This is a genomic window from Mesoplasma tabanidae (genome assembly GCF_002804025.1).
Classification (GTDB): Bacteria; Bacillota_I; Bacilli_A; order Mycoplasmatales; family Mycoplasmataceae; genus Mesoplasma; species Mesoplasma tabanidae.
This window is the reverse complement of record NZ_CP024969.1, coordinates 563,396-588,311: the sequence shown is the minus strand read 5'-3', so window position 1 is coordinate 588,311 and position 24,916 is coordinate 563,396. Positions and strand designations below refer to the sequence as shown.

Genomic DNA, 24,916 nt, shown 5'->3' with positions numbered 1-24,916 from the left:
AATATAGTTAAAAGACACACTATTATAATTTATTGTAATCTTGCATTTTTTCTACTATCTTATTTAATGCTTACTTTTTGGCATGCTTATAATTGTTGCTTTTTTAATTAAAAATCCTTAATAACATTTTGAGATTTAGAAAGGGCAATAAAATGAAAAAGTTATTAATATTTTTATCTAGTTTAAGTATGACAACAATTATTTCAACTAATATTATCAGCTGCGCATTAAATAGCGAAAATAAAAATGGAGTTGAAAAACCAGAAGAAGTCATAGATTTAAAATCATTAAACATAAATACAAAGCTTATATTTTCAAGTGATATTGAAATTAATGAAGATATAGTTTTTAGCGAATTAAAGTCTATTAACAAAGATTTAAAGATTAAATGAAATAATTTATCAATTAGAAAAAATGAAAAATATCTTTTATATAGCTTAGACGAAAATATTTATGCTGGAACAATAAAATTAGAAATTATTCAAAAAACTAATATAAGTGAATTGAAATCTGAAATGTATTTAAAACTAGCAGAAATAAATGAGCAATCATTAATTGAAAATTTTAAAGCAATAAACCCTGAAGTAAATGAATTAAAACTAATATGTAAAAATGAAAATGAAAATTGAAAAATCATAGTTTCTGAAAATAATAAAAAATATGATGGTTTTATTATCTTAAGAATTTATGTTAAAAAAGATATTGCTGATGTGATGAAAAATAAATCCTTTAAAGTAAATTCAATAAATACACATGAAAAAATAATCATTAAGTTAGTAAAAAGCAAATATTCTGAATTAATTGATGTTAAATTAAAAGCAAATATAATTAATAAAACTAGTTGATCAATTATTGTTGATGAATCAGAATTAATCTATTATGGAAATTGTTCAATAGAAATATACACTTAAAATAATGGTCTTAGACCATTTTTTATTTTTCAAGTCATAAAATTAAAGTGAGGGTACACCTCACAAAGGAAAAAAATATGAAAAAATTATTACATTTATTAACTTCTCTAACATTAGTTAGTTGCAGCTTAGGTTTAACTATAAGTTGTGGTAGTAAATCAGTAGTAACTATTACAAAAACTAATATAGAAACAATATTTAATGATAACTATATTGAATTACCATATTGAATGGACATAAATGGTCAAAATATTTTAAGTGTAATTCGTAAAAAGTATCCAGAGTTAAAACAATGTAAATTAAATTTAATATATAGTATAACAACATGAGAATTACATGTTGATGAAAATGATTTGTATTATGAAGGTATTAAATACTTTAACATAATAATAAATGAAGAAATGCCTACATTTCCAACAATTAAAAAAGAATTAAAAGATGTTTTATTAAATACAAACATGATATTTAGTGAAGATATAGAAATTAACGAAATTAATATTATTAAGAAAATAAAAGAAATGTACTCTGAATTACATTCTATGAGTTTAAAACTTGAAAGATTAAATGAAACAGAGTGAAAATTATCTATTGAAGAAAATGAATTGTTTCATAAAAGCTCAGTAAATCTATTTGTAACATTTTGTAAAGAAGAGGAAATGCCTGGTTTTCCTGTTAATATTGCTTCTTTGATTAAAGAAGGTAGTTTTATTCAAGTAAATACAAATGATGAGCAAGCAATATTAGAAAGTGTTTATAAAATTGCACCAGAACTTGAAAATAGATTATTTGTAAGTGATATAGAAGATATGGGGGTTGTTAATCAAGATAAACTTGAAACACATCTATTTGAAGCTGTACTAGTAGTATTTGATGATGATCAAGACTATTTTGGAGGAGTTTTGGTCAAATACTATTTTGATATCAGCAATAAATCAGTAACATAAAAAAGTCTTTTTGTAACTATAAAAGTGTTATAATTATTTTTGATTTTATTTTTTTAATTAATAAATGACAATAATATTTTGGAGGAGAAAAGATGATTCAAAAAATAGTAAAAAGAAAAACAATGTTAAAAGGTTTACTGAGTTTAAGCGCAGCTTCAATTGTGATAGCAGCACCACTAAGTGTTGTTTCATGTGAAAAAATATCATATAATGACGGTTTTTTTGATAGACCAGTTAATTGATATAGTCCTTTTAATTCTAAAACAGGAAGTTCTGATGCTTTTGCAAATGATGCTTGTTCAATCTTGTGAGACGAAGAACAAGAATTGTTTTACAGTTGAATGTTGTTTAGAGATGGAAAAGGTTTTCCATCAGGATGAATAGAAATGACATCTCCAGATTTAAACACTTGAACACAAGGAAAATATAGAGTTAAACATGGAAGCGAATTTGAAAATATTAATAACCAAAAAAACCAAACATCAGCTTTAGGTGGATCTGTTTGAGTTGACACTAAGGGACAATTTTTTGATCAAGGTGATGTTGTTTTTGTTATTTCAATGCAACCATCAAAAATTTTAACTAATAATGGTTCAGAAGAAATTGGTAAAGAATCTAATATTGAGTCAAAAAAAGTTACCACAAAAAATGACTACACAACAGATGAAAGCGGTATAGCATATTTTGTTTCGCATGGATTAGGGCAGGACTTTTATACATCTGGAGTTTTATCAAAAGAATGTCTTAATAAAGATGGAACTTTAGATTGAAGAGATACTGCAGTTTTTGAAACCGATGATGGAGTTTATTTTGCTATCTCTGCTCATGATAGACTAGAGTTTTGAAAAATAAATCATTTTGGAAATAAACCTAAAAATGAAGGAACAGAAAAAATCACTAAAGTTAGCGAACTATTTGTGAGAAATATTGGAGTTGAAGTTCCAAATGTAGTTAGAGTTGATAATAATCTTTGATATGTTTCAGCTTCAGTTCAAGATAATCCATTTGGAGGGCCGTTCCAATCTGCATGATGAACTTTATGTGAATGAGATAAAAAAGATGGATTCATACCTGTTTATAATGTAAATGGTAAATATGAAAGATATGACATGAATAAATTGCAAAATAGACAAGCAGCTTATGAAGTTAAAAAAGAACAACCACATGCAAAAGTTATAGATTGAAGTAAAAGTGAAAAATACAAAGACCTTATAAATCCATGAACACCAAATGAATATGGAACTGAAGGTTATGCACAAAGAGTTGTTAACCCTTACCAAACGCAACTACAAAAAGCAATCGATGCTAAAAAAGCTGAAGAAACAATTAAGTATGATGAATTTTTAATAGCTCGTTCTATGACATCAAACTGAGCATATAACACTGATATATGATCATGAAAAGGTGGAACTTATGGAAGTGAGAGAATTCAGTGAAATAAAGACCGCACAGCTTTAGAGTTTTTACCAAATGATAAAATAGCTGGCTATTCGGATAATGGAACAGCAGTTTATTACTTAAAAGGTGAAAATCTTGAAGAAGGTTATACTTTAAAATTTGATGGTAAAAACTTTACATTCAAATTAGAGTTTGATGAAAACAAAAAAAATGGAAAAGTAACATGAAATAACCAACTTAATACAGGTTTAAAAAAATGAACAAATCAAGGTGGTCCAACAGAACAATCTGATGAAATAATAATAGTTTGAAATAAAAGTACTTTAACATTTTATAATAGAACAAAAAATTGAAATGCTCACTTTATGTTGCCTCAAGGCACAACACATACTAAAAATGAAAATGCTAAATCAATTGTTTAATTTGCAATTTCATTTAAAAATTATTTAAGCTTATACAATAAATTTATTCAAAAGACTTGTTGTAGTCTTTTGTTTTTTTATGTTTAAATTAATGTATGAGAAAAAAACTATATTATAAAAATTGAATTTGATATTATCATTTAATAGCTTGTTTACTATTTATAGGTTTTTTATGCTGAGGATTTTACCTTTCAAGTTTTGTTGAATATTGATATAGTAAAAATGCTTTTACTAATTATGATATTTTAATGAGTTTCTTTTCAGTGCAAGTTAATATTATGACAATAGTGTGGTTAATTATTTACATTATTAACTTTGATAAAAAACAAAAGTATGGAATAATAAATGATCGATTTAAAATGGTAATTATGAATTTAAATATGTTAGTCTTTTTAATCTTTTGAATGGGAGTTGTATATTATATTAAATCTGGTGAAGATAGCATAGCTAACTATGGTACTAATCAAATTATATGTACCATAGTAACACATATGATTTGTCCAATTCTATTATTTATCATTTACCAATTTAGTATGGGAAATGAAAGATATGCTTATAACTTTTATAAGAAATGGGATATATACATTGTATTTATCTATGCAGCTAGTTATTTAGCGTATGTATATATTAGAGGAGAGTTATATTTACATAGTGGAAATAATAAGACAGGAAGATATCCTTACCCATTTGTAGATTTTCAAAATCTATTTATAGGTAATTCTATTATTCTATATGTACTATATTTAGTAATAATTTTCTTTATATGATTTTCATTGCATCATTTATGATTGGTTTATAACAATAACTTGATTTATAATATTAAACAAAAGCGATATATCCTATCAATTATATAGTTGTAAAAAATATCAATTTTATTAACCAAAAAGATAAAAAAGCAAAATTTTGAGAATATTTTCCAAAATTTTGCTTTTTTTTTTTTTTTTTTATTCCAAAGCCAACAAATTGTTCACTTATAGTTTTATAATTTATGCAAGGTAAGATTTTTCTTGCTTTTAATATTTAATAAGAAAAGGGGATACATAATGAAAAAATTATTATCAATATTAGGAGCTGTTGGTTTAACAGCTACAGGAGCTTCAGTTGCTGTTTCATGTGGAACAAAAGACAAAGAAGAAAACAAAGCAATTACAATTGCTAACGTTGAAAAAGCAGTTGGTGAAATTAAAGAATTAAAAGATCTAGCTGCAGTTAATACAGCATTAGCTGCTAAATTAAAAGATACTAAAGATGAAACTTTAAAAGGAATTAAATCTTTAACAGCAGCATTTAAAGCTGATTCAAAAACTAATGTAACTGTTACTGCAGTTGCAAAAGACGGATACAAATTAGACAAAACAACTTTTGACATTGACGGTGCTATTCAAGATGAAGGAACAACACCACCTACAACTGATATTAAAATTGATGAAGTAATTACTGCTAATGAAGAATTTGCTGATTTAGCCGATGCTCAAGCAGCAACTATTTTAGCTGCAGTTGAAGCTAAACATGAAACATTAAAAGGAAAAATTCAAATTACAAGCATTGACGAGACAGCAAAAACTGCTAAAGTTGAAGCAGCAAGTGGAGCTACAGGAATTACAGGTACTCAAACAATTAAATTTACAGTTGTAGCATCTACAACTGATATTAAAATTGATGAAGTAATTACTGCTAATGAAGAATTTGCTGATTTAGCCGATGCTCAAGCAGCAACTATTTTAGCTGCAGTTGAAGCTAAACATGAAACATTAAAAGGAAAAATTCAAATTACAAGCATTGACGAGACAGCAAAAACTGCTAAAGTTGAAGCAGCAAGTGGAGCTACAGGAATTACAGGTACTCAAACAATTAAATTTACAGTTTCAGATTCTGAAGTAAAAAACTAATAAAAAATAAAAATTTAACTATTTTAGTTTTTATTTTAAAAAGAAAAAATTAAGTCTACTTTTATAAGGTAGACTTTTAATATAAATTTTTTTTACTTTTTTCTTAAAATTACTAATAAAATAAAGTAAAAATAAAATTGAATTTTATAATATGGCTATTACATTCAATTGACTACCATTAGTAATTTGATTTTTAGTTGGATTAGCTGGAGGTAATGCTTTAGGTGGATTTATCCTTTGTGCTATTAGTGATGTTCAATTATACCAATGACTTTTGCAACAATAAAAGCTAGAGATGAATTAATTAATTAATTAATTAATTAATGGTATTAAAAGATTAGACTTAGTTTTAGGTATATGTTCAATTATATTTATTTGAGTAGTTTCAAGAGTACTAATATTAATATCATATACAATGTGTGCTTAAATGTAATAGATATGATGAAGTAGCATTTTCTAATAAAGAAAAAGATTGTGAAGAAAAATAAGATATTTAAGTCTCTTATTTTATTTTTAAAAATATAAATTATTCAAATTTATATAAATTAAAATTGGAAGTGCAACATGTTTTAAGTATTATTAAAAATCAGAAGCAACTCATATTGTGTAAACTGAATACTATAAAACTTATATATGATATAGATAAATAATTTTAACTTCTCTATAAACCCAATTTTGGTTAAATCAAACTATAAGGTATAATCTTTTTAAAAGGAGAATGTTATGAAAAAGAAATTTAAAATGCATAATGCATATGCAAATGATTTGATTAATAACTTTACTAAATACTACGCTAATCCAATTCAAGCATATATAAAGCAAAATTTTAATTGAGAAACTGATCATGTTTGTGTAATTAATAAAGAGGAAGACAATACAATTACAGTTGTTTCAAATGACTTATTGAAATTAGATAATAAACAAGTTAGAGAAATTACAAGAAAACAAAAAACAATGACTTGAATTAATTTTTCTAATAATGAACATAATGAGAATCATGATGTTCTAATTAACAATCATTTTGATTTATTACATGTTTATCAAGGAATGGTATTAAAAACTAAAGATTGAGAAACTAATGACAGTTTAACTAACCCACATATTAAAGTAGTTGAAACTAAAACTGAAGTTGAAACATTTACTAATATTATTGAAAACACATTTGATTTAGAAACAATTGTATTAAATAAATATTTACCTATTCATAAATACAATTTAGAAAACAAAGTTAATCATTTGATTTTAGTTAAAGATGAAAATGATAACTTTGTTGGAACAGGTAATATTTACTTTGATGATCAACATGCAATTATTGATGATATATCAGTATTAGTAGAAGCTAGAGGAAAAGGTTATGCTAAGATGATAATGTTTTACTTAATCTCTTATGCAAAGAAAATTGGTAAATCTGAGGTTTTATTATTTGGAACAGAAGATGGGACACCAGTTTATGAAAAGATTGGATTCAAACTAATAGATACTTATATGGAAGTGTTTTATAAACAATAAAATTAGACTGAATTATATTCAGTCTTTTTACAATTAAAGATATATTTTGCATATTTAGTTATAATCTATCTAAATAAGGTTAAAGGTAAGATATATGATTGAATTTAAAAATGTAACTAAAATGTTTACATCAAATAAAGGTTTAAAGGATGTAAATATTATTATTGAGAAAGAACAAATTGGTTTAGTAGGTCCTAATGGAGCTGGTAAAACAACTTTTATTGAATTATTATTAGGATTTCATTTACCAAAAAAGGGTGAAGTTTTTATTAATGGAATTAAATCAACAGATAAAAATTTTGACATAAAAAGAATTGGGTATATATCAGCTAATTTAGATATTCCAAAAAAACTAAGTGTTATTGAATATGTTGATTATGTTAAAGAACTAGAAAATAGTGAAAAGTTCAATACTAATATTGAAATGTTTGCTAAGGTATTGGCGTTTGATTTAAAAGACATTTCACTAATAAGTAGTTTATCATCAGGCATGGTGCAAAAATTAAAAATTATATTAGCAATATCAGGAGATAAAGAAATTTTAATTTTTGATGAACCAACAAGAGGATTAGATCCGATTGCTGTAGAATTATTTGAAAAAATTATGGATAAATTAAAAGAAAAAAATATAACTATTATTTATTGCAGTCATATCTTAGAAGAAGTAGAAAAATTTTGTGATCGAGGATTAATCATTAAAAATAATACTATTGTTAAAGATGTAGATATTAAAGAACATAAATCAAATTTAAGAGAAAGCTTTAAGTCATTTTATGATTTTACTGAGATAGGGGACTTTTAATATGAATTTATTAAGTAAAAAAATTATCTTAAGTAATAAGATAAAGACTAAAAATAAGTTTTTGATTTATTGTAAATATAACTTTTTTAGTGGGATTAATTCTGGTTTGGGTATTTTAATATTCTTTATGTTAGATTTAATCGGAATGTTAAGTTTATTTGCTTATATTGTTAGTAGACCAAATGATGGAGTTGACACACTTATTAAAACATCAACTGTAATAATGTTTATTGGTGCAGTGCTTTTATTAAATACAGTGATAAGTTTGAATGCAACACTAAATAAAAATATAAATAATAAAGTTAATCGTATCTTTTTATTTGCTGGTTTAAAAAGAAATCAAATAAAAAACTATGCTTTAATTTATAATGTTATATTATTGTTAATTCAAGGTTTACTTGCAATTATTATGAGTGTTACTATATTTGGTATAGCATCATTAGCAAGTGATTATAATTCATTAAAACAAATTATTAATTTACAGTTTTTTGCAACTTTAGTTTTAAAACTATTATCAGGATTTATGTTAGGTCTATTAATATCAGTTTTATTTGGAGCATTACCAAAAGGTTTTATAAAACGTATTGTCATAATTTTGTTTTTTATTGCTCAATACTTATTATTTACATTTAGTTTTGGATCAATTCTATTTATGGATAGTGAAAAAGTAGTATTAGCATGAATTATAACAATTATTCCATCAGTTTCATCTGGTTCTATTATTTGATGAAATATTAATCATTGATTGATATTAGTGGGATATGCATACAATATTGCTTTAATTAGTTTATTCATTTGATTATGAACAATCATAAACAAAAAGATAACTTACTAGGAATAGTAAGTTTTTATTTAGCAAAATTGAATGAAAAGTATTTTAATAAGTTGTTAAACTATTATTTTTTTAAGTTATTTAATTTTAAATTCATATTATTAGTTATATAAAATACATTTATTAAAATAAAGAGAGTAAAATCTAATTATTAAATTAAGGAAGACAAATATAAATGAAAGAAAATATAACAATAAAAGAAAAACCTTCAAAAGAAGAAAAAAAATTTAATAGAAAAGTTAAACATAGAAAAAATGGTATTCTGCTTAACTTATTTGGTTCTTCTACAATTATCATCGGTTTAATATTATTTTCAATCATTTTATTTTTACTTTTTACTTACATAAAACAAGAAAAAATTATTTCAGTAGTTGATTCTTTTGAAAAAGATTTAAAAACAAATGTAGAAAAATTAATTAATGATGCTATACAAGCTGTTAAAGATAAAGCAAATTCAAAAGAAATATATAATGAAATAATTAATAAATTAAATACAACAGGCATTACAATTACTGTTGATAATAAAGAAATTCAATTAAAATCAGAAGATGTAATAAATTTATTTAATCAAATATTACCTGAAGAAAAATTTGAACAATTAATTAATGATTTTTTAGATTTTGGTGAAGTTAAAATACCAGAAAATATTAACTTAGATTTTTTAAGAGATTTAATTAAAAAATTAAATATAGATAATTTTAATCAAATTACTTTAATTTTACTAATTGCTTTTACTGGCTTATCTATTATTAATTTATTAAATATAATATTTGCTTGAAAATTAATTTTGACTAAAAATAAAGTCATCAAATGTTTATTTATAATAACTTCAGTATTATCAATTAATATCTTTAATTGAATTGGGTCATTAGTGTATTTAATCAATGATAAAGAAGAAGTATTTTAAATTATCAAAATTGCTAATAGTAATAAATACTATATGAAACAATGAAATGCTGAAGCTTTAATTATAATTTGTATTTTGCTAAATAAAATACAAAGATATTAAAAAAGAAAAACTTTCAACTAAGTATAATTTAGAATTTTAACTAATTATCTATGTTGTTCTTTATAGTGCAAAATATAAAGCGTTTAATATTTAATAAATTGCTTTTTTAGAACGCTTTTTAATTTTATTTTGTAATAACAATATGAAATTAGAAAAGAGGTAAATATGCAAAAGTTGAAAGATAATGAATTAAAAGATATTAAAGGTGGAGCTGCTTCAGGAGCTTTGTTAAATGGAATAGGTTCTATTATTGGTAAAACTGGAGATTTTATTATTGATGTAGCAATGTTACCATTTGCTTATATAGAAGCTGCTAAAGGACATGATAAAGCAAAATTTAAAATGGGTAATTCAAGTTTCGAATTTGATGATACAACGTCTGTTAAGTTAAATGGTAATAGTAATATTTCAGAAAATATTGTTAAATTAGAAACTATGAGATCATTTGATAATAGTCTAATTAATCAAAATAGTAATTTAGAATTATCACAGCCTGTTAACACTAGTTTAGATGCTAATGTGGTTAAAGAAATAGTTTTTAATAAGTATTTTGGTTAAAAATTGGTAAATAAATTAAGTTGTTAACGCTTTAGTTGAATTATAAATTGGTTTGTAGTATCATTTAAATGTTGAAATCAAGTTTCAACCGCTCTTAACCAATACGTACATAAGCAGATTTATATCTCACGTATGAAGGCGAGTCTAGACTGGAGGATAAATATGTTCGCAATTATAAAAACAGGTGGAAAACAAATTAAAGTTGAAGCTGGAATGGAAATCTTTATCGAAAAATTAGAAGGTGAATTAAACACTGAAGTTACTTTCGAAGAGGTTTTAATGGTTGATGGAAAATTTGGTAGCCCATTAGTACAAGGTGCTAAAGTTACTGGTACAATCGTTAAACAAGGTAAAGGTAAAAAAATTCGTGTAGTTAGATACCACCCTAAGAAAAACGTTAATAAAGTTTATGGTCACAGACAACCATATACAAAAGTAAAAATTGAAAAAATTGAAGCTTAATTATGATTAAAGTCAAAATTAAAAATGAAGGTGAATTGTTAAAACAATTCGAAATATTAGGGCATGCTGAATCTGGACCTTACGGACAAGATCTTGTATGCGCAGCTGTTTCAGGAATTATGTTTGGAGCATTAAATGCTTTAGACATTCACTTTTTAAAAGAAGTTGATTTAAAAGTTTTAGAAAATAAGATTATTATTACAAATAACAATCTACAAAATCAATCTTTACAAATAATGTTGAAAATGTTAAAAATACAATTATCAACAATACAAACACAATACAAACAGTTTATAGAAATTATGGAGGTATACTAATATGCGTTTTATATTAAATTTACAATTCTTCGCTTCTAAAAAAGGAGTAGGGTCAACTAAAAACGGTCGTGACTCAGAATCAAAACGTTTAGGAGCTAAAAAAGCTGATGGACAATTTGCAAACGCAGGTTCAATCATCTTTAGACAAAGAGGTACAAAAATTCACCCAGGTCAAAATGTTGGACGTGGTGGAGATGATACTTTATTTGCATTAGTATCAGGAATCGTTAAATATGAAAAATTTGGAAAAGGTCGTACAAGAGTTAAAGTTGTTGCTCCTGCTGAATAATTATTCATAAAAATCAATTAGTCAATTTCTTGACTAATTTTTTTTGTTTATTTTGTTAAAATATTATAAACACTAAAGAGGTATAAAATGGTAAAAATGTTAATTATTATACTTTGTATAATTCTAGCTTTATTTGTTATTGGATCAATAACGTTTTTATTTACATTCAAAAAGAATCGGATAGAATCACCAGATGTTCAAATAAGGAAAAATGAAGAGCTATTAAGCACTAATCGTAAAGTATGAATGAGAAATACTAAAAGAACTGTTTTAGTATCAAAATATGATTATTTTGAAAGCTTTGAAGAGTTTCCTTTCAACTCGGAGTTTAATAATACAAAAGAATATTTATTAAAGAATAACTTTTCGTTTACAACAACAAATGATGTTATTGAAGAATTAAAAAATGCTCAATCAAAAATATTAAATTTTTGATTAGTTGAACAAAGGAAGTTATTAAAAGCGTTTGATCAGACTGGTTTAGAAGATAATTATCAAAATCGAAACTTTTTAATGAAATTTTACAATGAATCTTTAAATATATATATGAAAGTAGTTACTCAAGGTTTTGTGCCTAGAATATTAAAAGCTAAAATAGATTTTTTAAAAGGAGATGCATTATTAGATATTGATAAAGAAGTCAGTTTAATGCATTCATGATTTACAAAAGCAATTAATGATTTAATTAATGAATTGTATAAGCAATCTGGAGTTTATCAACAATCAGAGAGATATACAAATAACAATCAATATCAACAATATACATATCAACAACAAAGACAATCAAAAATGTCAGATCAGTTTAGTGATATCAATTGAGCTTATCAAACACTGGGTGTTAGTGAAAAATCATCAAGTGATGAAATAAAAAAACAATATCGTAAATTGGCAATGACTTATCATCCAGATAAAAATAAAACAGTTGAAGCAAAAGATAAAATGGTTGAAATAAACCGAGCTTATCAATTTTTAAAATCAATTAACAAAGTTAATTAAGGAGAATATTATGGAAATTAACAACAGATTATTATTAGAAAAATACTTTACAGAAGCTTTAGAAAAAACTAAAGAATTAATTAGAATACCATCAGTATTAGCAGATCCAATTGGAAATATGCCTTTTGGAAAAGGGGTTAATGATGCATTAGACTATATTTTAAAATTAGGAAATGAATTAGGTTTTCAAACATATCGTGATGAAACTAATAAATATGGTTTTTTAGAATATGGTGAAGGTAAAGAATTATATGTAATCTTGTGTCATTTAGATGTAGTTCCTGCTGGTGATATGTCAGAATGAGTTACTAATCCATTTGAACCAATTGAAAAAGATGGAAAACTAATTGGACGTGGTTCTATTGATGATAAAGGTCCAACAATGATGAATTTATATGCTCTTAAATATTTAAAAGATCATAATTGAAAATCAGATACTTATAAAATTAGAATGATTTTTGGGCTAAGTGAAGAAACTACATGAGAATGTATGGAAAAATATGTAGCTGATCATGGAATTGCATCAGCTGGTTATGTTCCTGATGGTTTATTCCCTTGTGTATATGCTGAAAAATGAATTAATAATATGGATGTCATTGCTAATGTACCTTGTGATTTTGAAATTAAAGGTGGAGAAGCTTATAACATGATTTGTGACAAGGTTTCTTACAAAGGACCTAGAATTGAAGAAATTAAAGCTAAATTAGATACAATGAAAGATATTAATACTTCAATTAATAATGATGAATTAATTGTTAAAGGAAAACCAGGTCACGCTTCTACTCCACATGTTGGAGTTAATGCTGTATCTCACCTAGCATTTGCTATGGATGAAATAGGTATTAAGCATCCCTTAATTCAATTTATCGCAAAAGAAGCTCATTTGAATTTTAATATGTCAAATATTTTTGAGAATATCGCTGATGAAACAGGTGATTTAACTCAAAATATTGGAATTATTGATATTAAAGATAAAAAAGGAATGTTTACATTCAATTTTAGAATACCTGTATTATCAGAACCTAAAGCTAAGTTCTTTCCAATTATTGAAGAAGCATTTAATAAGTACGGTTTAGAGCATAGTAAACAAAGAATTGAAGACGCTGTATACTTTCCAAAAGATGGAGAAGTTGTTAAAAACATTATGCAAGTTTATCAAGAAATTACTGGTGACATGGTTAGCCAACCTCAAGCAATGGGTGGTGGAACTTATGCTAAAACAATGCCTAACTTAATTGCTTTTGGTGCTGTTATGAATTTAGAAGATTCACCAATGCATGATTATAATGAGTTTGCTACTATTGAAGAGCTTCAAAAAATGATTAAAATATATGCTAAAGCAATAACTAAGTTGGCTAAATAAAAGCTACTAATTTATTAAAGACAATTGACAATTTTTAACAAAGCAAATAAAAAGTCATTTCAATATTGAAATGACTTATTTTTTATTAGACAATGTTTTATTGCCATTTTAAATCTTTATTTTTAATTTTCTGGTTTAATATCTACATCAAGTTCATTTGTAATTGTTTGAATTTTAGCATTTGTTTGAACATAAATATCATCGCCTTTTTTATAAATAACATTATTATCATCTGGTCCTAGATTATTATCATATAAACAAGACATAATTTTTCCAATTGAATCATTAATTGAATAAGTTCGATAGTTTCCTGATCAAATAGACATATCATTAGTGAATTTAGCTTGAATCATTGTATCTGGATCTAATTTACCACTTATTAGTTCGTTATATATTTTATTTTGTTCATAAATGTTGTATGTTACTGACATTTTTGAATGAGCAGGTACTTTGATGCCTTGAGAAGGTGCAGTTAATTTAGTTTGCGTTGTATTAGTTGTTGTTTTATTTGAAGAAAAAGTAAAATTCAATTTAGTATTTAAAAATTTAATTGGTGCTTGTAGTTCTAATCCAACTGTTTTTGTAGTACTGTACGCAAGTGAATCAATATAAGTTTTTGAAAAACTAGCAGACTGCATTGTTTGTTGTTCATCGCTATCATTTTTTAAGTTATCATTTTCTGAATGAACTAATGTTTTTTGAGAGTATTTTGCTGGTGTATTTGTAATAATAGGATCTTCAAGGAATTTAGGATCACTTATTGAAAATGAGTCAACATTACATACTTTTAAGTATCCATCTTCTTCAACAAAATCATGGTATTCTGTATAATAGTATAGTAATAAAATACTATTTAAATAATCATTAATATTTGTAAAATTAGCTTGGTCACTTAAACTTATTTTTGCAATGTTATTATTTACAGGCGTTGTTATTGCTCCTGCTGAAATTGAAAATACATTTAAACTGCCTAATACGGATAATAAAAATTTCATATATATCATCTCTTTTCTTTGCAAAATATTTTTTCAAAAAACATAAACATAGTACTAATAGCTATTAATAGACATTTATAAAATTTGAAAAATATATGCTGAATGAAATTTTATTTTAAATCTACTTATCATAAGTAGATTCTAATATACGCTTTGCCCACCCAACCAATCCACTTTTTTATCTCCTTAATTTCATTATATTCTTATTTTAAAAAAAGTAAAATTTTATTTTTATGAATTATATTTAGCTAAATATAATTAAAAACAATGAATAAATTTAAATAGCAAATGTTTTAAATGTTAGCAATTTATCAATAAAAAATTTGATAAGAATAATTATATTTTTTTTATGCTATTATAAATCTAATATGAAAAAAATATTAAAAGATTTTAAAGCAGAAATATCTACTTGAAAGTTTATATTTTATGTTTTGTATATTTTATTTTTTATATTCTCTATTTCTTTAAGGTTATTCTTTACTGATTTTTTCTATGCTTTATTTTCAGCAAATTTAGCAATTTTCTTTTTTGTTAATATGATTAAATCTTTTAAGTCTATTTATAATAGTGAAAAATTGCATTTTAGTTTAATGGATACATTAATTAGAATTCTATGAACATCATTATACATACATGAATTAATTCAAATTATCGTTCATAAAAATATTAATCAATTTACTGCTTTATATTGAAACAATTTTATATTTTCAATTTCATTTATTTCAAGTATATTTTTCTTCGTTATATTTTTCTTCAATGTAAGTACTATCAAATTAGTTAAAAACTATGAATTTAAATTTATTTTTGATAAATTATTTGTTAGTTTAAAAGATTTTATTAAAAATTACATTAACTTAATAATTAAAATAATTTCAAAATCATTTTATAGAATTAAAGCATTTATATTTAAGTTTCAATTAATGCTACAGCTCTTTTTAAACAAAATTTTATTAATTAGTAATCACATGAGCGTAAATCCACCTACAAAAAAACTTTTATTAGTTTAATTAAACAAGGAGGAAAAAAATGAAAGAATTAATTAAAATAAATAATTTAACAAAAGAATTTAAAAATGGTCATGGAATATATGACATTAATCTTTCTATAAGAGAAGGAGAAGTTTTTGGTTATTTAGGTCCAAACGGAGCTGGTAAATCAACAACTATTAGGCACATTCTTGGTTTTATGAAACCACAAAAAGGAAAAATTATAGTTGATGGAATTAATGCATGAAAAGATGCAGATAAAGTTAACTCTATCTTGGGTTATGTTCCTGGAGAAATTTCAATGCCAGAATTTATGACTGGAATAGAATTCATAAAATATATATTTGAAATTAGAAAACTAAAAGATTGAAAATATGTAGAAGAGCTAATTGAATTCTGAGAATTTGATCCAAAAGTCAAAATTAAAAGAATGTCAAAGGGAATGAAACAAAAAGTTAGTTTAATTTGTGCATTTATGCATAAACCAAAAATATTAATACTTGATGAACCAACATCAGGTTTAGATCCATTAATGCAGCAAAAATTCATTAGTTTAATTAAAGAGGTTAAGGCAGAAGGAAGAACTGTTATTTTGAGTTCTCATATTTTTCAAGAAATTGAAAAAACATGTGACAGAGTAGCGATTGTAAAAAATGGAAGAATTGTTTCAAATATTGATATGGATGAAATTAAATATAATGAAAATAAAAAATTTGAAATAGTTTTTAAAAATAAAACTGATTTAAAATTATTTACTAATGAATATAAAAAAATAGAAACGATTGAAAATAAAAAAGTAATTATTCATTTAAAACAAAATCAAATAAAAAAATTAATGCAAATAATTTCTAAGTTTGATACAAAAATATTCAAGGAAATACCTTTTACATTAGAAGAATACTTTATGGATTTCTATAAGTTTAAAAAGGATGGTGAATAGTATGATAAACAAGGCAATCATTAAGCAACATTTTAAATCAAATTTTATTCTTTGACTTATATTAATAATAATGCCTGCTATATTCGTTAATTTAATTGTGCCTTTAACAATTAACCAGTTTGAAGGTGTAGAAGAATTGCCTCCAATTGCAAACCTTTTACAATTAGCTGTTTTCACTTCAATAGGCTTTGAAATACCATTAATTTTTGTGATTATTGCTTCAAACAAAATCATGGTTGGAGAGGTTCAAACAGGGAGAATAACTTATGTTGTTGCTTCTCCATTGAAAAGAACAACAATTATTAATACCAAAATTATTTTTATGGGCTTAAGTCTATTTATTGGATTTATTTTAAACCTAATTTTGACAATACCAGTAATATCAATTAATGCTAATAAAATAGATATAACACTTGGAGCTTACATAACTTCATTAGCTGGTATGTTTTTACTGTTATTTATGATTTGTGGAATAACTTTTTTAGCTTCAACTTATTTTAATAAAGCTATATGATCATATGTTGTTGGAGCAGGTTTACCAATTTTGTTTTTTATTGTTTCAATGTTGTCTTCAAGCGTAGATGCATTAGATTCATTAAAATATTTAACTTTAAACAGTTTATATAACAGAACAAATGTTTTTGAATTTGAAAATGGTAAATATATTTTGGCTTCTGCAGATAAATGAATAGGTCAGTATTTAGCAATGCTTATTATAGGAGCAGGTCTATTTGTAGCTTCCTCATATGTATTTAAATCAAAAGATTTATTATTATAATTTTTAAAACCGAATTAATTTGTTCGGTTTTTTATTTTATTTATATTAAGTTTGTATAATCATAATTAAGAGGTGATTTTTCAATGTTACTAGCATCAGGTTTATCAATCTGAGGAGCAAATATGTTTTCATTTTTATGGACTATTATAGCTGTTTTTATTATTTGAATAATTTTATTAATATTTTCTAGTCTTAATCGTCATTGAAAAATGAAAAATTTAACTGAAAAACAAACAGTTTACTTAGAATATGTAAAGAATGAAAGAAAAGATCGTTATTTAAAATTAAACTGAGCTTTATTTATTTCATTAATATTTGGAATCTTTTTTATGATGATTCAATTAAATTTAACTCCTATTATTGTTGCTGACTTATTTCCAATTCATAATTTAGATTTATATATTGGTTGAGGGTTATATGGTGTATGAGTGCTTTTGACTATTATAGCAATTTTAAACATATTATATTCAGGTAAAAATATTTGTAATGCTAATATGAATATGAAAGAAGAAATGACTGATGAAGAATTTAAAGATTATGTAAGTAATTATATTAATAAAGTAAAAGTAAAAGAACTGACTGAAAATTAATTAAAAAAAGTTGATTAAAATAGGAAAAATAAATAAGGTTGACAAATTATTTTTTTTAATAGGTTTAAGAATATTGATAAATAGACTATATGAAGATATCAAAAACTTTTATTTTATAGAATGGTGCAGGTTTTTAAAAAGGGCTAAAATCTTAAAATGATTGAATTATTAAACTATAAGAATATTATATTAAAATTATATTTTGAACAAATTTAAAAAGATGTAGATAATGTTTTTAATGCGTAAAATACATTGTCTGCTGCTTTCAATTTGCAACTACTAAAACAATTTAAAAATATTGTTTTTCTTTGCTGATTAAAAACATAAGAGTCAGAAATTAAAAAAGAGTACATAAAAAATATTATAAATGCTTTTAAAACTTGCTAAAAAAGAAAAGTTTGAAACTAACTTAATGGCTTTTTTGTTCTACCAAAAAAGCTAAAATTTGACTTTAATAATTTGACTTGCTAAAATTTATAAGTAAATAATACAACTATAAGGGGATAAAATGAAAATTTTAATATCGTTTTTAACAGCTTTGACTGTTGGACAAGGGACTTTTGGAATACTAGAAGTTACAGGCACATCAAAAAGTATAGCAGGTTTAAACCAAAACAATGACAATATAGAATACGAAGCAATGAGTAGGGCTGCTTTAACATTCGGAACTAAAATAAGACAATCGTATTTTGATTCTGATTCTGGTTACACAAATTGAAGTGGTTCTTCTGGTTCTAAACAAATTTTATCTAGAACAAAGATGAAATCCGACTTAACAGGTCCAACTCAAGAAATAGCATATGTATACAATTCAGGAAATAAAGGTAAAACAAGTCAACTGGATATTTTAAATAAAAATATTTTTTATGGTAATGATAAATTAACATATTATTTTAGTGAATCTAAAATATATAAATTTGATTGAAAAAATAACTCATACGCCAATTATGGGTTAATTGGTGGCATTGGTGGAATTCTTGGTGGAGTTGGTGGAATTCTTGGTGGAGTTGGTGGAATTCTTGGCGGGGTTGTAGGACTTTTAGTGCCTTCAATGCCAAAACAAGAACCCGTAACAGGATCAGAATCTTCAACAATTGAAGTTTATGGTAGAACAATAAAGGATGCTGTTTATAATTTAAGTGATGATTCTATAACATACACAACTTTGGATGACAACGGTAAAGATTGAACAATTACAAAGTACCATAACAATAGCGGTTTAAGTGACATATTAGCTTCAGGATCAGATGGTTTAGGAAATTACCCTAAATTAGCAGTTGAAAAAAAATCAAATGATACTTATTTTGTAGTTGGTGGAAAAGTATCAGTGTATAGAGATAAAAATAAGAAAGTTGAAAACATAACTGCTTTATCTGATTCAAGACAAGCCTATAATGTATTTGTTGATAGTGAAGGAATGTATATAGGATTATCAGACTCAAATGATACAACTTTTAAAGCACATGATTTAGGTGTGATAAAACAAATGAATCCAAAAGTATTTTATGTTGACAGAATTAATGATATGGTTTCTGAAGACAACGAAGGTGATGGATACATTAGAGGAATTCAATGGGTTAATGATATAACTAAATACGTTATGTATGACTCAAAAACAATAGTTAAATCAAATTCATATTTAGGTTCAAAATATGCAATTGATGGTACAAAACTTAATTCTAATTTAACAGTTCAATACCATGATGGTAATCCTAGATATAGTGGAATATTCGACTATGGAGTAATGTATCAAGCTGATGAAACATATAAAACTCTTACTGCAAAAGGTAAACCATCAACAGGAAGAGGGCAAGTAAATAGAGTTTTTAATGATAAATTTCAAGAAACTTTAAGATCATCTAATTTAATTGGTTCGTCTTCTTTGGATTGAGATTTAGGACCTAATGGAGAAATTTTTATTTGATATAAAAAAGAGAATGCAAAACCTAAGTTACGTTTGTCAGCGAAATCATATATTTCAAAAGTATTGCTTGTTGAACAAGACTCTGAAATTACTGTGAAGAATGGAGTAGTTTATAATAAAACTGATAAAGATAATCAATTTTGAGAAGTTGAAATACCAGATGCAAATGCAGATAAAGGATACGATTTATATGTACAATTTTTTGATGAAGAAAAGCAGCCAAATAATGTTATTACTTCTATTATTAGGTTAAGACCATCAGATATTGCAAAAGTAGATCTATCTGCTGAAGAAAATTCAATTAAAGAACAAATTAATATTTCAAATAATATAAAACAAAGTGAAATTATTGCTGCTTTAACAAAAGTAACGGGAATTAAAATAACTGAAAGTGACGTTAATATCAATACTGACTCAAAAGCAACTTATAATAAAACAGGTGAAATAAATATTAAAGCTATCGATTCATCAAAACTCGTAATAAATAAACAAATAATTGAAATACCCCAATTAGTTTATGACATTTCAAAAACTATTTTTGATCCATTTGAAACAAATATAAGATTGGGAATAAAAGATTATGAAGCAAAAGTTATTAAAAAAATTGCAGATTCATCAATTCAAGATAATTCAACTTTAAGTATTGATCAAGTTCAGCAAGAAATAGAAATTGAAATATCTCAACCTGAAATAACAAAAAATGGTTCAATATCTGTTAAAGCAAAGAAAAATTCTGCTCATTTAAAAGGAGAACAGACAATAATTTTACCGGCATTAAATGCAGTAAGTTTAGCAAAATTGGATTTCAATGAACAAAAAGTAAGTAATAGTACTACAGATGGAGAAATTTTGGAAATTATTAATAAATTAATTAACAAAGAAGCAATCAAAGTCGAAAGTCAAGACATTATTATTGATAGAGTAAAGCCTGCAAAAGTTGGACAAGAGGGTCACATAATTATTAAAGCAGACCCTGAATCGCTTAAGGTAAGTGATTCGAATATTATTAACATTAATAAATTAAAGTATGATTTACTTAATTTCAAAATTCCGGATTCTTCAAATTTATTTTCAAAAGAAGAAATTATTAGAAGATTAAATTTGATCACAGGATTGGGCGAAGTTACTGATAAAGATTTTGATTTTGAACTTAGTGAATCTTCAGTTGAAAATGAAGGCTCAATTAAAATAAATGCAAAAGCTGATTCTGAATTATTAGAAAAAGGAATTGAAATTATTATTCCAAAAACTTATAATTTAGCTCAAGATGGTTTATTCAAATATAATGTAAATAATGAATCAAAAGAGTTTATTTTTTATGAAAGCACTAATAAACAAGATATTGTTACATACTTGCAAGAAGAAAAAGGGTGAAGTCAATTAACTGAAGATGATATAGATTTTGTGAAAATTTCAAATGCTTCAAATTTAGATGCTTTAATATATAAAATAGTAGCGAAAGAACCCAAAAAAGTTGGCTCAACATTTACTATTGGTAGTGAACAATGTGTTATAGTAGGCGTTAAAAATGACCGAAGAGACCTTTCTGAAATAATTACTTCTCAAATTGATATTAAAAGAATTGATCCTTTAAAAATAGAAGGTGAATCAGATGAAGAATTAATAAAAGCGTTAAAACAAAAAATAATGGATGAATCAAAAAAACAAATTAATAGTGCTGAGCCTATAATATATGAAGATTTGCATATTAACCTTATAGATAGATATAAATTTGAAATTATAGCAAATGAAGACTCAGAATATTATGTTGGATCAATTGAGGGAAAATATTACTTACAATATGATATTTCAATACATAAAAATGATTTTAAAAGTGGTATTTTAATTAACGAAGAAGACAGAAATGATATTGATAAACTTAAACATGCATTATATTCTCAGTTCCCAAATACATTTATATATTGAGAAGAAACAAAAATTTCATTAGATGGTGCTAGTGGTAATTTATTAATTGAAGGTAAACAAGAGAAAAGCTTATATTCTGGAAACCTAGAAATCAAAGTTGTGTTAATACAAGATCTTGGTCAAATTATAAAAGTTTCTAATGATAAAGTTTCTAAGAATAAGTTTGATGAAAATGGATTAGTTTCAGTTATTAAAGACCAAAATGAGTTAATTCAATGAGATCAAGTTGATATTTCAGTTATTATAATTGGTGAAAATGCTCAAGTAAAAATTGAACCAAAAGAAGGTTCAAAAATGTATGTAGGGATTGCAAAAATTAATTTCTCAATAGACAATAGTGTAAAAAGTAACTCAAAACACAGAGAAACCAAAATTGTTTTATGAATTCTAGCAGTTATTAATATTATTCTTATTGCTATAGCTGCTGTTTTTGTTAAAAACAAAAAGAAAGATGAGGAATAATTTATGAAATTAATTAAAAGTAATAAATTTAAATTATGAATCATTTTATTATTAATGATACTTTCAACAACTTTAATGATTATATTGAAATTGCTAAATAATCTTTATTATGGAAATGGACAATGAAGTGAAACTATTTCAAATGTTTTAGGTTCACATATTGTTAATAGATGATTTGAAAATACAAATAGTTTTATGCTAGGACCAATCGGTTTTTATTCAATGTTTCAGTCTAATTTATATAATGGCTCTACTTTTTTAACACCTGTATTTTTAGATGCATTTATTAATTGAATATACTTGTTTGCAATTTTAGGGTTAGTAATTTTATTAATTTTAAATTTAATGTTTAAAATTGAAACAGCTGAACTTGAACAAACTCAGCTTGAAAATGAAGTAAAAGTTCAAGAAAAAGAAAATTCATTATTAATCATAAAAGAAAAAGTTATTAGACAAGATAAATTAATTAAAAAAACTAGTTATGATAAAGTATCAAAAAAATATTTAATTGTTAAACTTACAGAAATGTATCCTGATTATAAAAAGAAAACTATTAATGAAATTGTTAATAGTTTAATTGAAAATATTGAGAATCATTTAATAAACGGAGAAGAAGTTGTTATTGAAAACTTTGGTAAATTAGTTAAGATTGATAAACCAGTAAAACAAGCAATTAATCCATCAAATGGAGAAACTGTAGAAGTACCAGCAACAACTATAATTAAATTTAAACCTTCACGTAATTTAAAACTGATCATGTCTGATACAAAATGAACAGGAATTAAATATAATAAAAAAACAATTGAAACAATAACAATTGAAGAAGAACAAAAATAAGCTCAGGCTTATTTTTTTCATTCTAACTAAAAAATAAATAAAGACAAGATGAAAATGGCATTATTTTAAAAATTAAAGGAGTAATATAAAAATAGGTAAGTTTTATACCTTAGAATAATAAAGAAAGTGAGCCAAAGGTGACAGTGTGTGCTTATTCTGTACTCTAAAAATAAAACATATAAATTAAATAAGGAGGGATATATCAATGAGTGATATACTATTTCGTTGTCCAAAATGTGGGCAAGAAATTACAAAAGATTCATTTAAGAATCACGATTCAAACTGAACAGTTATTGAAAACTATTTAGGGGAATTAAAGCAAAAACAAGAAAATGAAATTCGTGTGCAACTTAAAAATGAATTAATGCAACAACTAAAAGAAAAACAAACTGCAGAAATCAATTTAGTTAAACAAGAAATGGTTAATGATTTTAATAAACAATTAGAAAATTTAAATATTTCTATTAATGAAAAAAATAATTTAATTAATAAATTAAATGAACAAAAAGCATTGGAAATAGATAAAGAAAAAAATCTTGTTATTAGTGAATTTAATGAAAAGATTAAAACTTATGAATTAAATATTCAAAAACAACAAAATATGATTGATCAATTAAACCAACAAAAAATTACAGAAGTAAATGAAGCAAAAAGCAATTTATTAAATGAATTTAATACTGTAAAAAATTTATTAGAAATTAAACTGGCAAATAAAGAAGTTGAGATTAAAGCTTTAGATCAAAAACTAAACCTTGAAATTAAAAAAAACAAAGAAGTTCTAATCAATCAATTTGGTCAGGAAATAAATAATTTAAAACTAGAGTTGAATAATAAAAAAATTGAATTAGAAAATATAGTTATTCAAAAAGATGCTGAATCAAAAAATAAAGAGTTAACTTTAATAAATGATTATGATAAAAGAATTGCAGATTTAGTTCAAGCTAATCGTGAATTTAAAATTATTAATTCAAAACGTAAAGGTGAAAACTTTGAACATGAGGTTTATGAAGATTTAGTTAAAGCATTTTCATTATTTGATAATATTGAAAAAATTACAACTGGTGAAAAAAAAGCTGATTACTTACAGACAATTAAAAATCATAAACGTGAAGAAATTGGAAAAATTGTTTATGAAGTTAAGAATGCTGAATGGAGTAATACTTGAATTCCTAAATTGTCAACTGATGCAGCAAGTAATAATACTAAATACGGAATTTTAGTTGCAACAAGTTTTAATGATAAATATCCAGGGTTACCATTTGTAAGAAGTGATGAATATGAAAACATTTGAATAACAGATTCAGAAAGCTTTGTTTTTGTTGGTCAAATTGTAAGAAGATTAGTTGAATTTGAAAATGAATATAATCAAAAAATAAAAACAGTAACTAATGCTTCTGATAATGAGTTATTAAAAGAGTTGGAAAAACAAAAAGCTGAATTAAACGAATACTGAACAGTTCAATTTCCAACAGCTTATAAAAAAATGCAAAAAGAATTAGAGGATCTTGATAAAGTAGCTGATAGTTTAGAAAGAAACTCATCAAGAATTAAAAAATCAATTAATGTAATAAACCAGCAATTTTTTAATAAAGTTCAAAAAGGACTTTCTAAAATACTTGGTGAAATGAAATTGGAAGAATTAGAAAAATAAAAGAGTACAAATATTTAATAAAAAAATAGTAAAAATACCTTAACACAAATAATAGCTAAAAATGTTTTTAATTTTTTTAGCTATTTTTTCTAACAAAACTTTTTAAAAAGCTTCACAAACTTTACT

Annotated in this window: 22 protein-coding genes, 1 pseudogene and 1 other annotated feature; of the genes and pseudogenes, 22 read left to right on the top strand and 1 reads right to left on the bottom strand. The window is 24.5% G+C overall.

Annotated features, from left to right (window positions below; genetic code table 4):
• Positions 1-152: 152 nt before the first annotated feature.
• The 15 genes and pseudogenes from MTABA_RS02610 to MTABA_RS02540 all read left to right on the top strand — a co-directional run bounded on the left by MTABA_RS02610 (position 153) and on the right by MTABA_RS02540 (position 13,701).
• On the top strand, positions 153-911 hold the full coding sequence (locus MTABA_RS02610; protein WP_100679628.1) for a hypothetical protein: 759 nt from the start codon (positions 153-155) through the stop codon (positions 909-911).
• 77 nt (positions 912-988) lie between these two features.
• A complete protein-coding gene (locus MTABA_RS02605) occupies positions 989-1,855 on the top strand; it encodes a hypothetical protein (protein ID WP_100679627.1) in 867 nt (288 codons plus the stop codon).
• Between the two features lie 92 nt (positions 1,856-1,947).
• Positions 1,948-3,675, top strand: a complete 1,728-nt coding sequence (locus MTABA_RS02600) for a hypothetical protein (protein ID WP_100679626.1) — start codon at positions 1,948-1,950, stop codon at positions 3,673-3,675.
• A gap of 1,043 nt (positions 3,676-4,718) precedes the next feature.
• Positions 4,719-5,564: a lipoprotein gene (locus tag MTABA_RS02590; protein ID WP_100679624.1), complete on the top strand. Its 846-nt coding sequence runs from the start codon at positions 4,719-4,721 to the stop codon at positions 5,562-5,564.
• A gap of 151 nt (positions 5,565-5,715) precedes the next feature.
• Positions 5,716-5,850 carry a hypothetical protein gene (locus MTABA_RS03995; RefSeq protein WP_279627003.1) on the top strand — a complete coding sequence of 45 codons (135 nt, stop codon included), beginning with the start codon at positions 5,716-5,718 and terminating at the stop codon, positions 5,848-5,850.
• Positions 5,851-6,287: 437 nt separating this feature from the next.
• Positions 6,288-7,073, top strand: coding sequence for a GNAT family N-acetyltransferase (locus MTABA_RS02585; RefSeq protein ID WP_100679623.1), 786 nt, complete (start codon positions 6,288-6,290; stop codon positions 7,071-7,073).
• Between the two features lie 94 nt (positions 7,074-7,167).
• A complete protein-coding gene (locus MTABA_RS02580; RefSeq protein WP_100679622.1) occupies positions 7,168-7,875 on the top strand; it encodes an ATP-binding cassette domain-containing protein in 708 nt (235 codons plus the stop codon).
• Position 7,876: 1 nt separating this feature from the next.
• Positions 7,877-8,710, top strand: coding sequence for a hypothetical protein (locus MTABA_RS02575; RefSeq protein WP_100679621.1), 834 nt, complete (start codon positions 7,877-7,879; stop codon positions 8,708-8,710).
• A 172-nt stretch (positions 8,711-8,882) separates the two neighbouring features.
• Positions 8,883-9,614 carry a hypothetical protein gene (locus MTABA_RS02570; protein WP_100679620.1) on the top strand — a complete coding sequence of 244 codons (732 nt, stop codon included), beginning with the start codon at positions 8,883-8,885 and terminating at the stop codon, positions 9,612-9,614.
• Positions 9,615-9,881: 267 nt separating this feature from the next.
• On the top strand, positions 9,882-10,274 hold the full coding sequence (locus MTABA_RS02565) for a hypothetical protein (protein ID WP_100679619.1): 393 nt from the start codon (positions 9,882-9,884) through the stop codon (positions 10,272-10,274).
• A 76-nt stretch (positions 10,275-10,350) separates the two neighbouring features.
• Positions 10,351-10,430 (top strand) — a sequence feature (ribosomal protein L21 leader region).
• A 6-nt stretch (positions 10,431-10,436) separates the two neighbouring features.
• The gene (gene rplU, locus MTABA_RS02560) at positions 10,437-10,736 is read left to right on the top strand and encodes a 50S ribosomal protein L21 (RefSeq protein ID WP_011183340.1); all 300 of its coding nucleotides are present in this window, start codon (positions 10,437-10,439) and stop codon (positions 10,734-10,736) included.
• A gap of 2 nt (positions 10,737-10,738) precedes the next feature.
• Positions 10,739-11,053: a ribosomal-processing cysteine protease Prp gene (locus MTABA_RS02555; RefSeq protein ID WP_100679618.1), complete on the top strand. Its 315-nt coding sequence runs from the start codon at positions 10,739-10,741 to the stop codon at positions 11,051-11,053.
• A 1-nt stretch (position 11,054) separates the two neighbouring features.
• Positions 11,055-11,342: a 50S ribosomal protein L27 gene (rpmA, locus tag MTABA_RS02550; RefSeq protein WP_011183338.1), complete on the top strand. Its 288-nt coding sequence runs from the start codon at positions 11,055-11,057 to the stop codon at positions 11,340-11,342.
• Between the two features lie 789 nt (positions 11,343-12,131).
• Positions 12,132-12,329, top strand: a pseudogene (locus MTABA_RS04025) (DnaJ domain-containing protein); the annotation flags it as partial.
• Positions 12,330-12,348: 19 nt separating this feature from the next.
• Positions 12,349-13,701 (top strand): M20 family metallopeptidase, encoded by a 1,353-nt coding sequence (locus MTABA_RS02540; protein WP_100679616.1) that lies wholly within the window; start codon positions 12,349-12,351, stop codon positions 13,699-13,701.
• Positions 13,702-13,823: 122 nt separating this feature from the next.
• Here the strand turns inward: MTABA_RS02540 and MTABA_RS02535 are convergent, their stop codons facing one another.
• On the bottom strand, positions 13,824-14,696 hold the full coding sequence (locus MTABA_RS02535; RefSeq protein ID WP_157799985.1) for an ETX/MTX2 family pore-forming toxin: 873 nt from the start codon (positions 14,694-14,696) through the stop codon (positions 13,824-13,826).
• 368 nt (positions 14,697-15,064) lie between these two features.
• Between MTABA_RS02535 and MTABA_RS02530 the strand changes: the two genes are divergently transcribed.
• From MTABA_RS02530 to MTABA_RS02500, 7 genes are all read left to right on the top strand, one after another.
• On the top strand, positions 15,065-15,703 hold the full coding sequence (locus tag MTABA_RS02530) for a hypothetical protein (protein WP_100679614.1): 639 nt from the start codon (positions 15,065-15,067) through the stop codon (positions 15,701-15,703).
• Between the two features lie 19 nt (positions 15,704-15,722).
• Positions 15,723-16,622 (top strand): ABC transporter ATP-binding protein, encoded by a 900-nt coding sequence (locus tag MTABA_RS02525; protein ID WP_100679613.1) that lies wholly within the window; start codon positions 15,723-15,725, stop codon positions 16,620-16,622.
• A gap of 1 nt (position 16,623) precedes the next feature.
• Positions 16,624-17,400 carry an ABC-2 family transporter permease gene (locus tag MTABA_RS02520; protein ID WP_100679612.1) on the top strand — a complete coding sequence of 259 codons (777 nt, stop codon included), beginning with the start codon at positions 16,624-16,626 and terminating at the stop codon, positions 17,398-17,400.
• Between the two features lie 83 nt (positions 17,401-17,483).
• On the top strand, positions 17,484-17,990 hold the full coding sequence (locus tag MTABA_RS02515) for a hypothetical protein (RefSeq protein ID WP_167373329.1): 507 nt from the start codon (positions 17,484-17,486) through the stop codon (positions 17,988-17,990).
• Between the two features lie 508 nt (positions 17,991-18,498).
• Entirely contained in the window at positions 18,499-22,302 is a 3,804-nt protein-coding gene (locus tag MTABA_RS02510) for a hypothetical protein (RefSeq protein WP_100679611.1), read from the top strand.
• 3 nt (positions 22,303-22,305) lie between these two features.
• Complete coding sequence (locus MTABA_RS02505; RefSeq protein WP_100679610.1) at positions 22,306-23,139, top strand: HU family DNA-binding protein; 834 nt, start codon at positions 22,306-22,308, stop codon at positions 23,137-23,139.
• Between the two features lie 205 nt (positions 23,140-23,344).
• Positions 23,345-24,790 carry a DUF2130 domain-containing protein gene (locus MTABA_RS02500; RefSeq protein WP_100679609.1) on the top strand — a complete coding sequence of 482 codons (1,446 nt, stop codon included), beginning with the start codon at positions 23,345-23,347 and terminating at the stop codon, positions 24,788-24,790.
• The last annotated feature ends 126 nt before the right edge of the window (positions 24,791-24,916 follow it).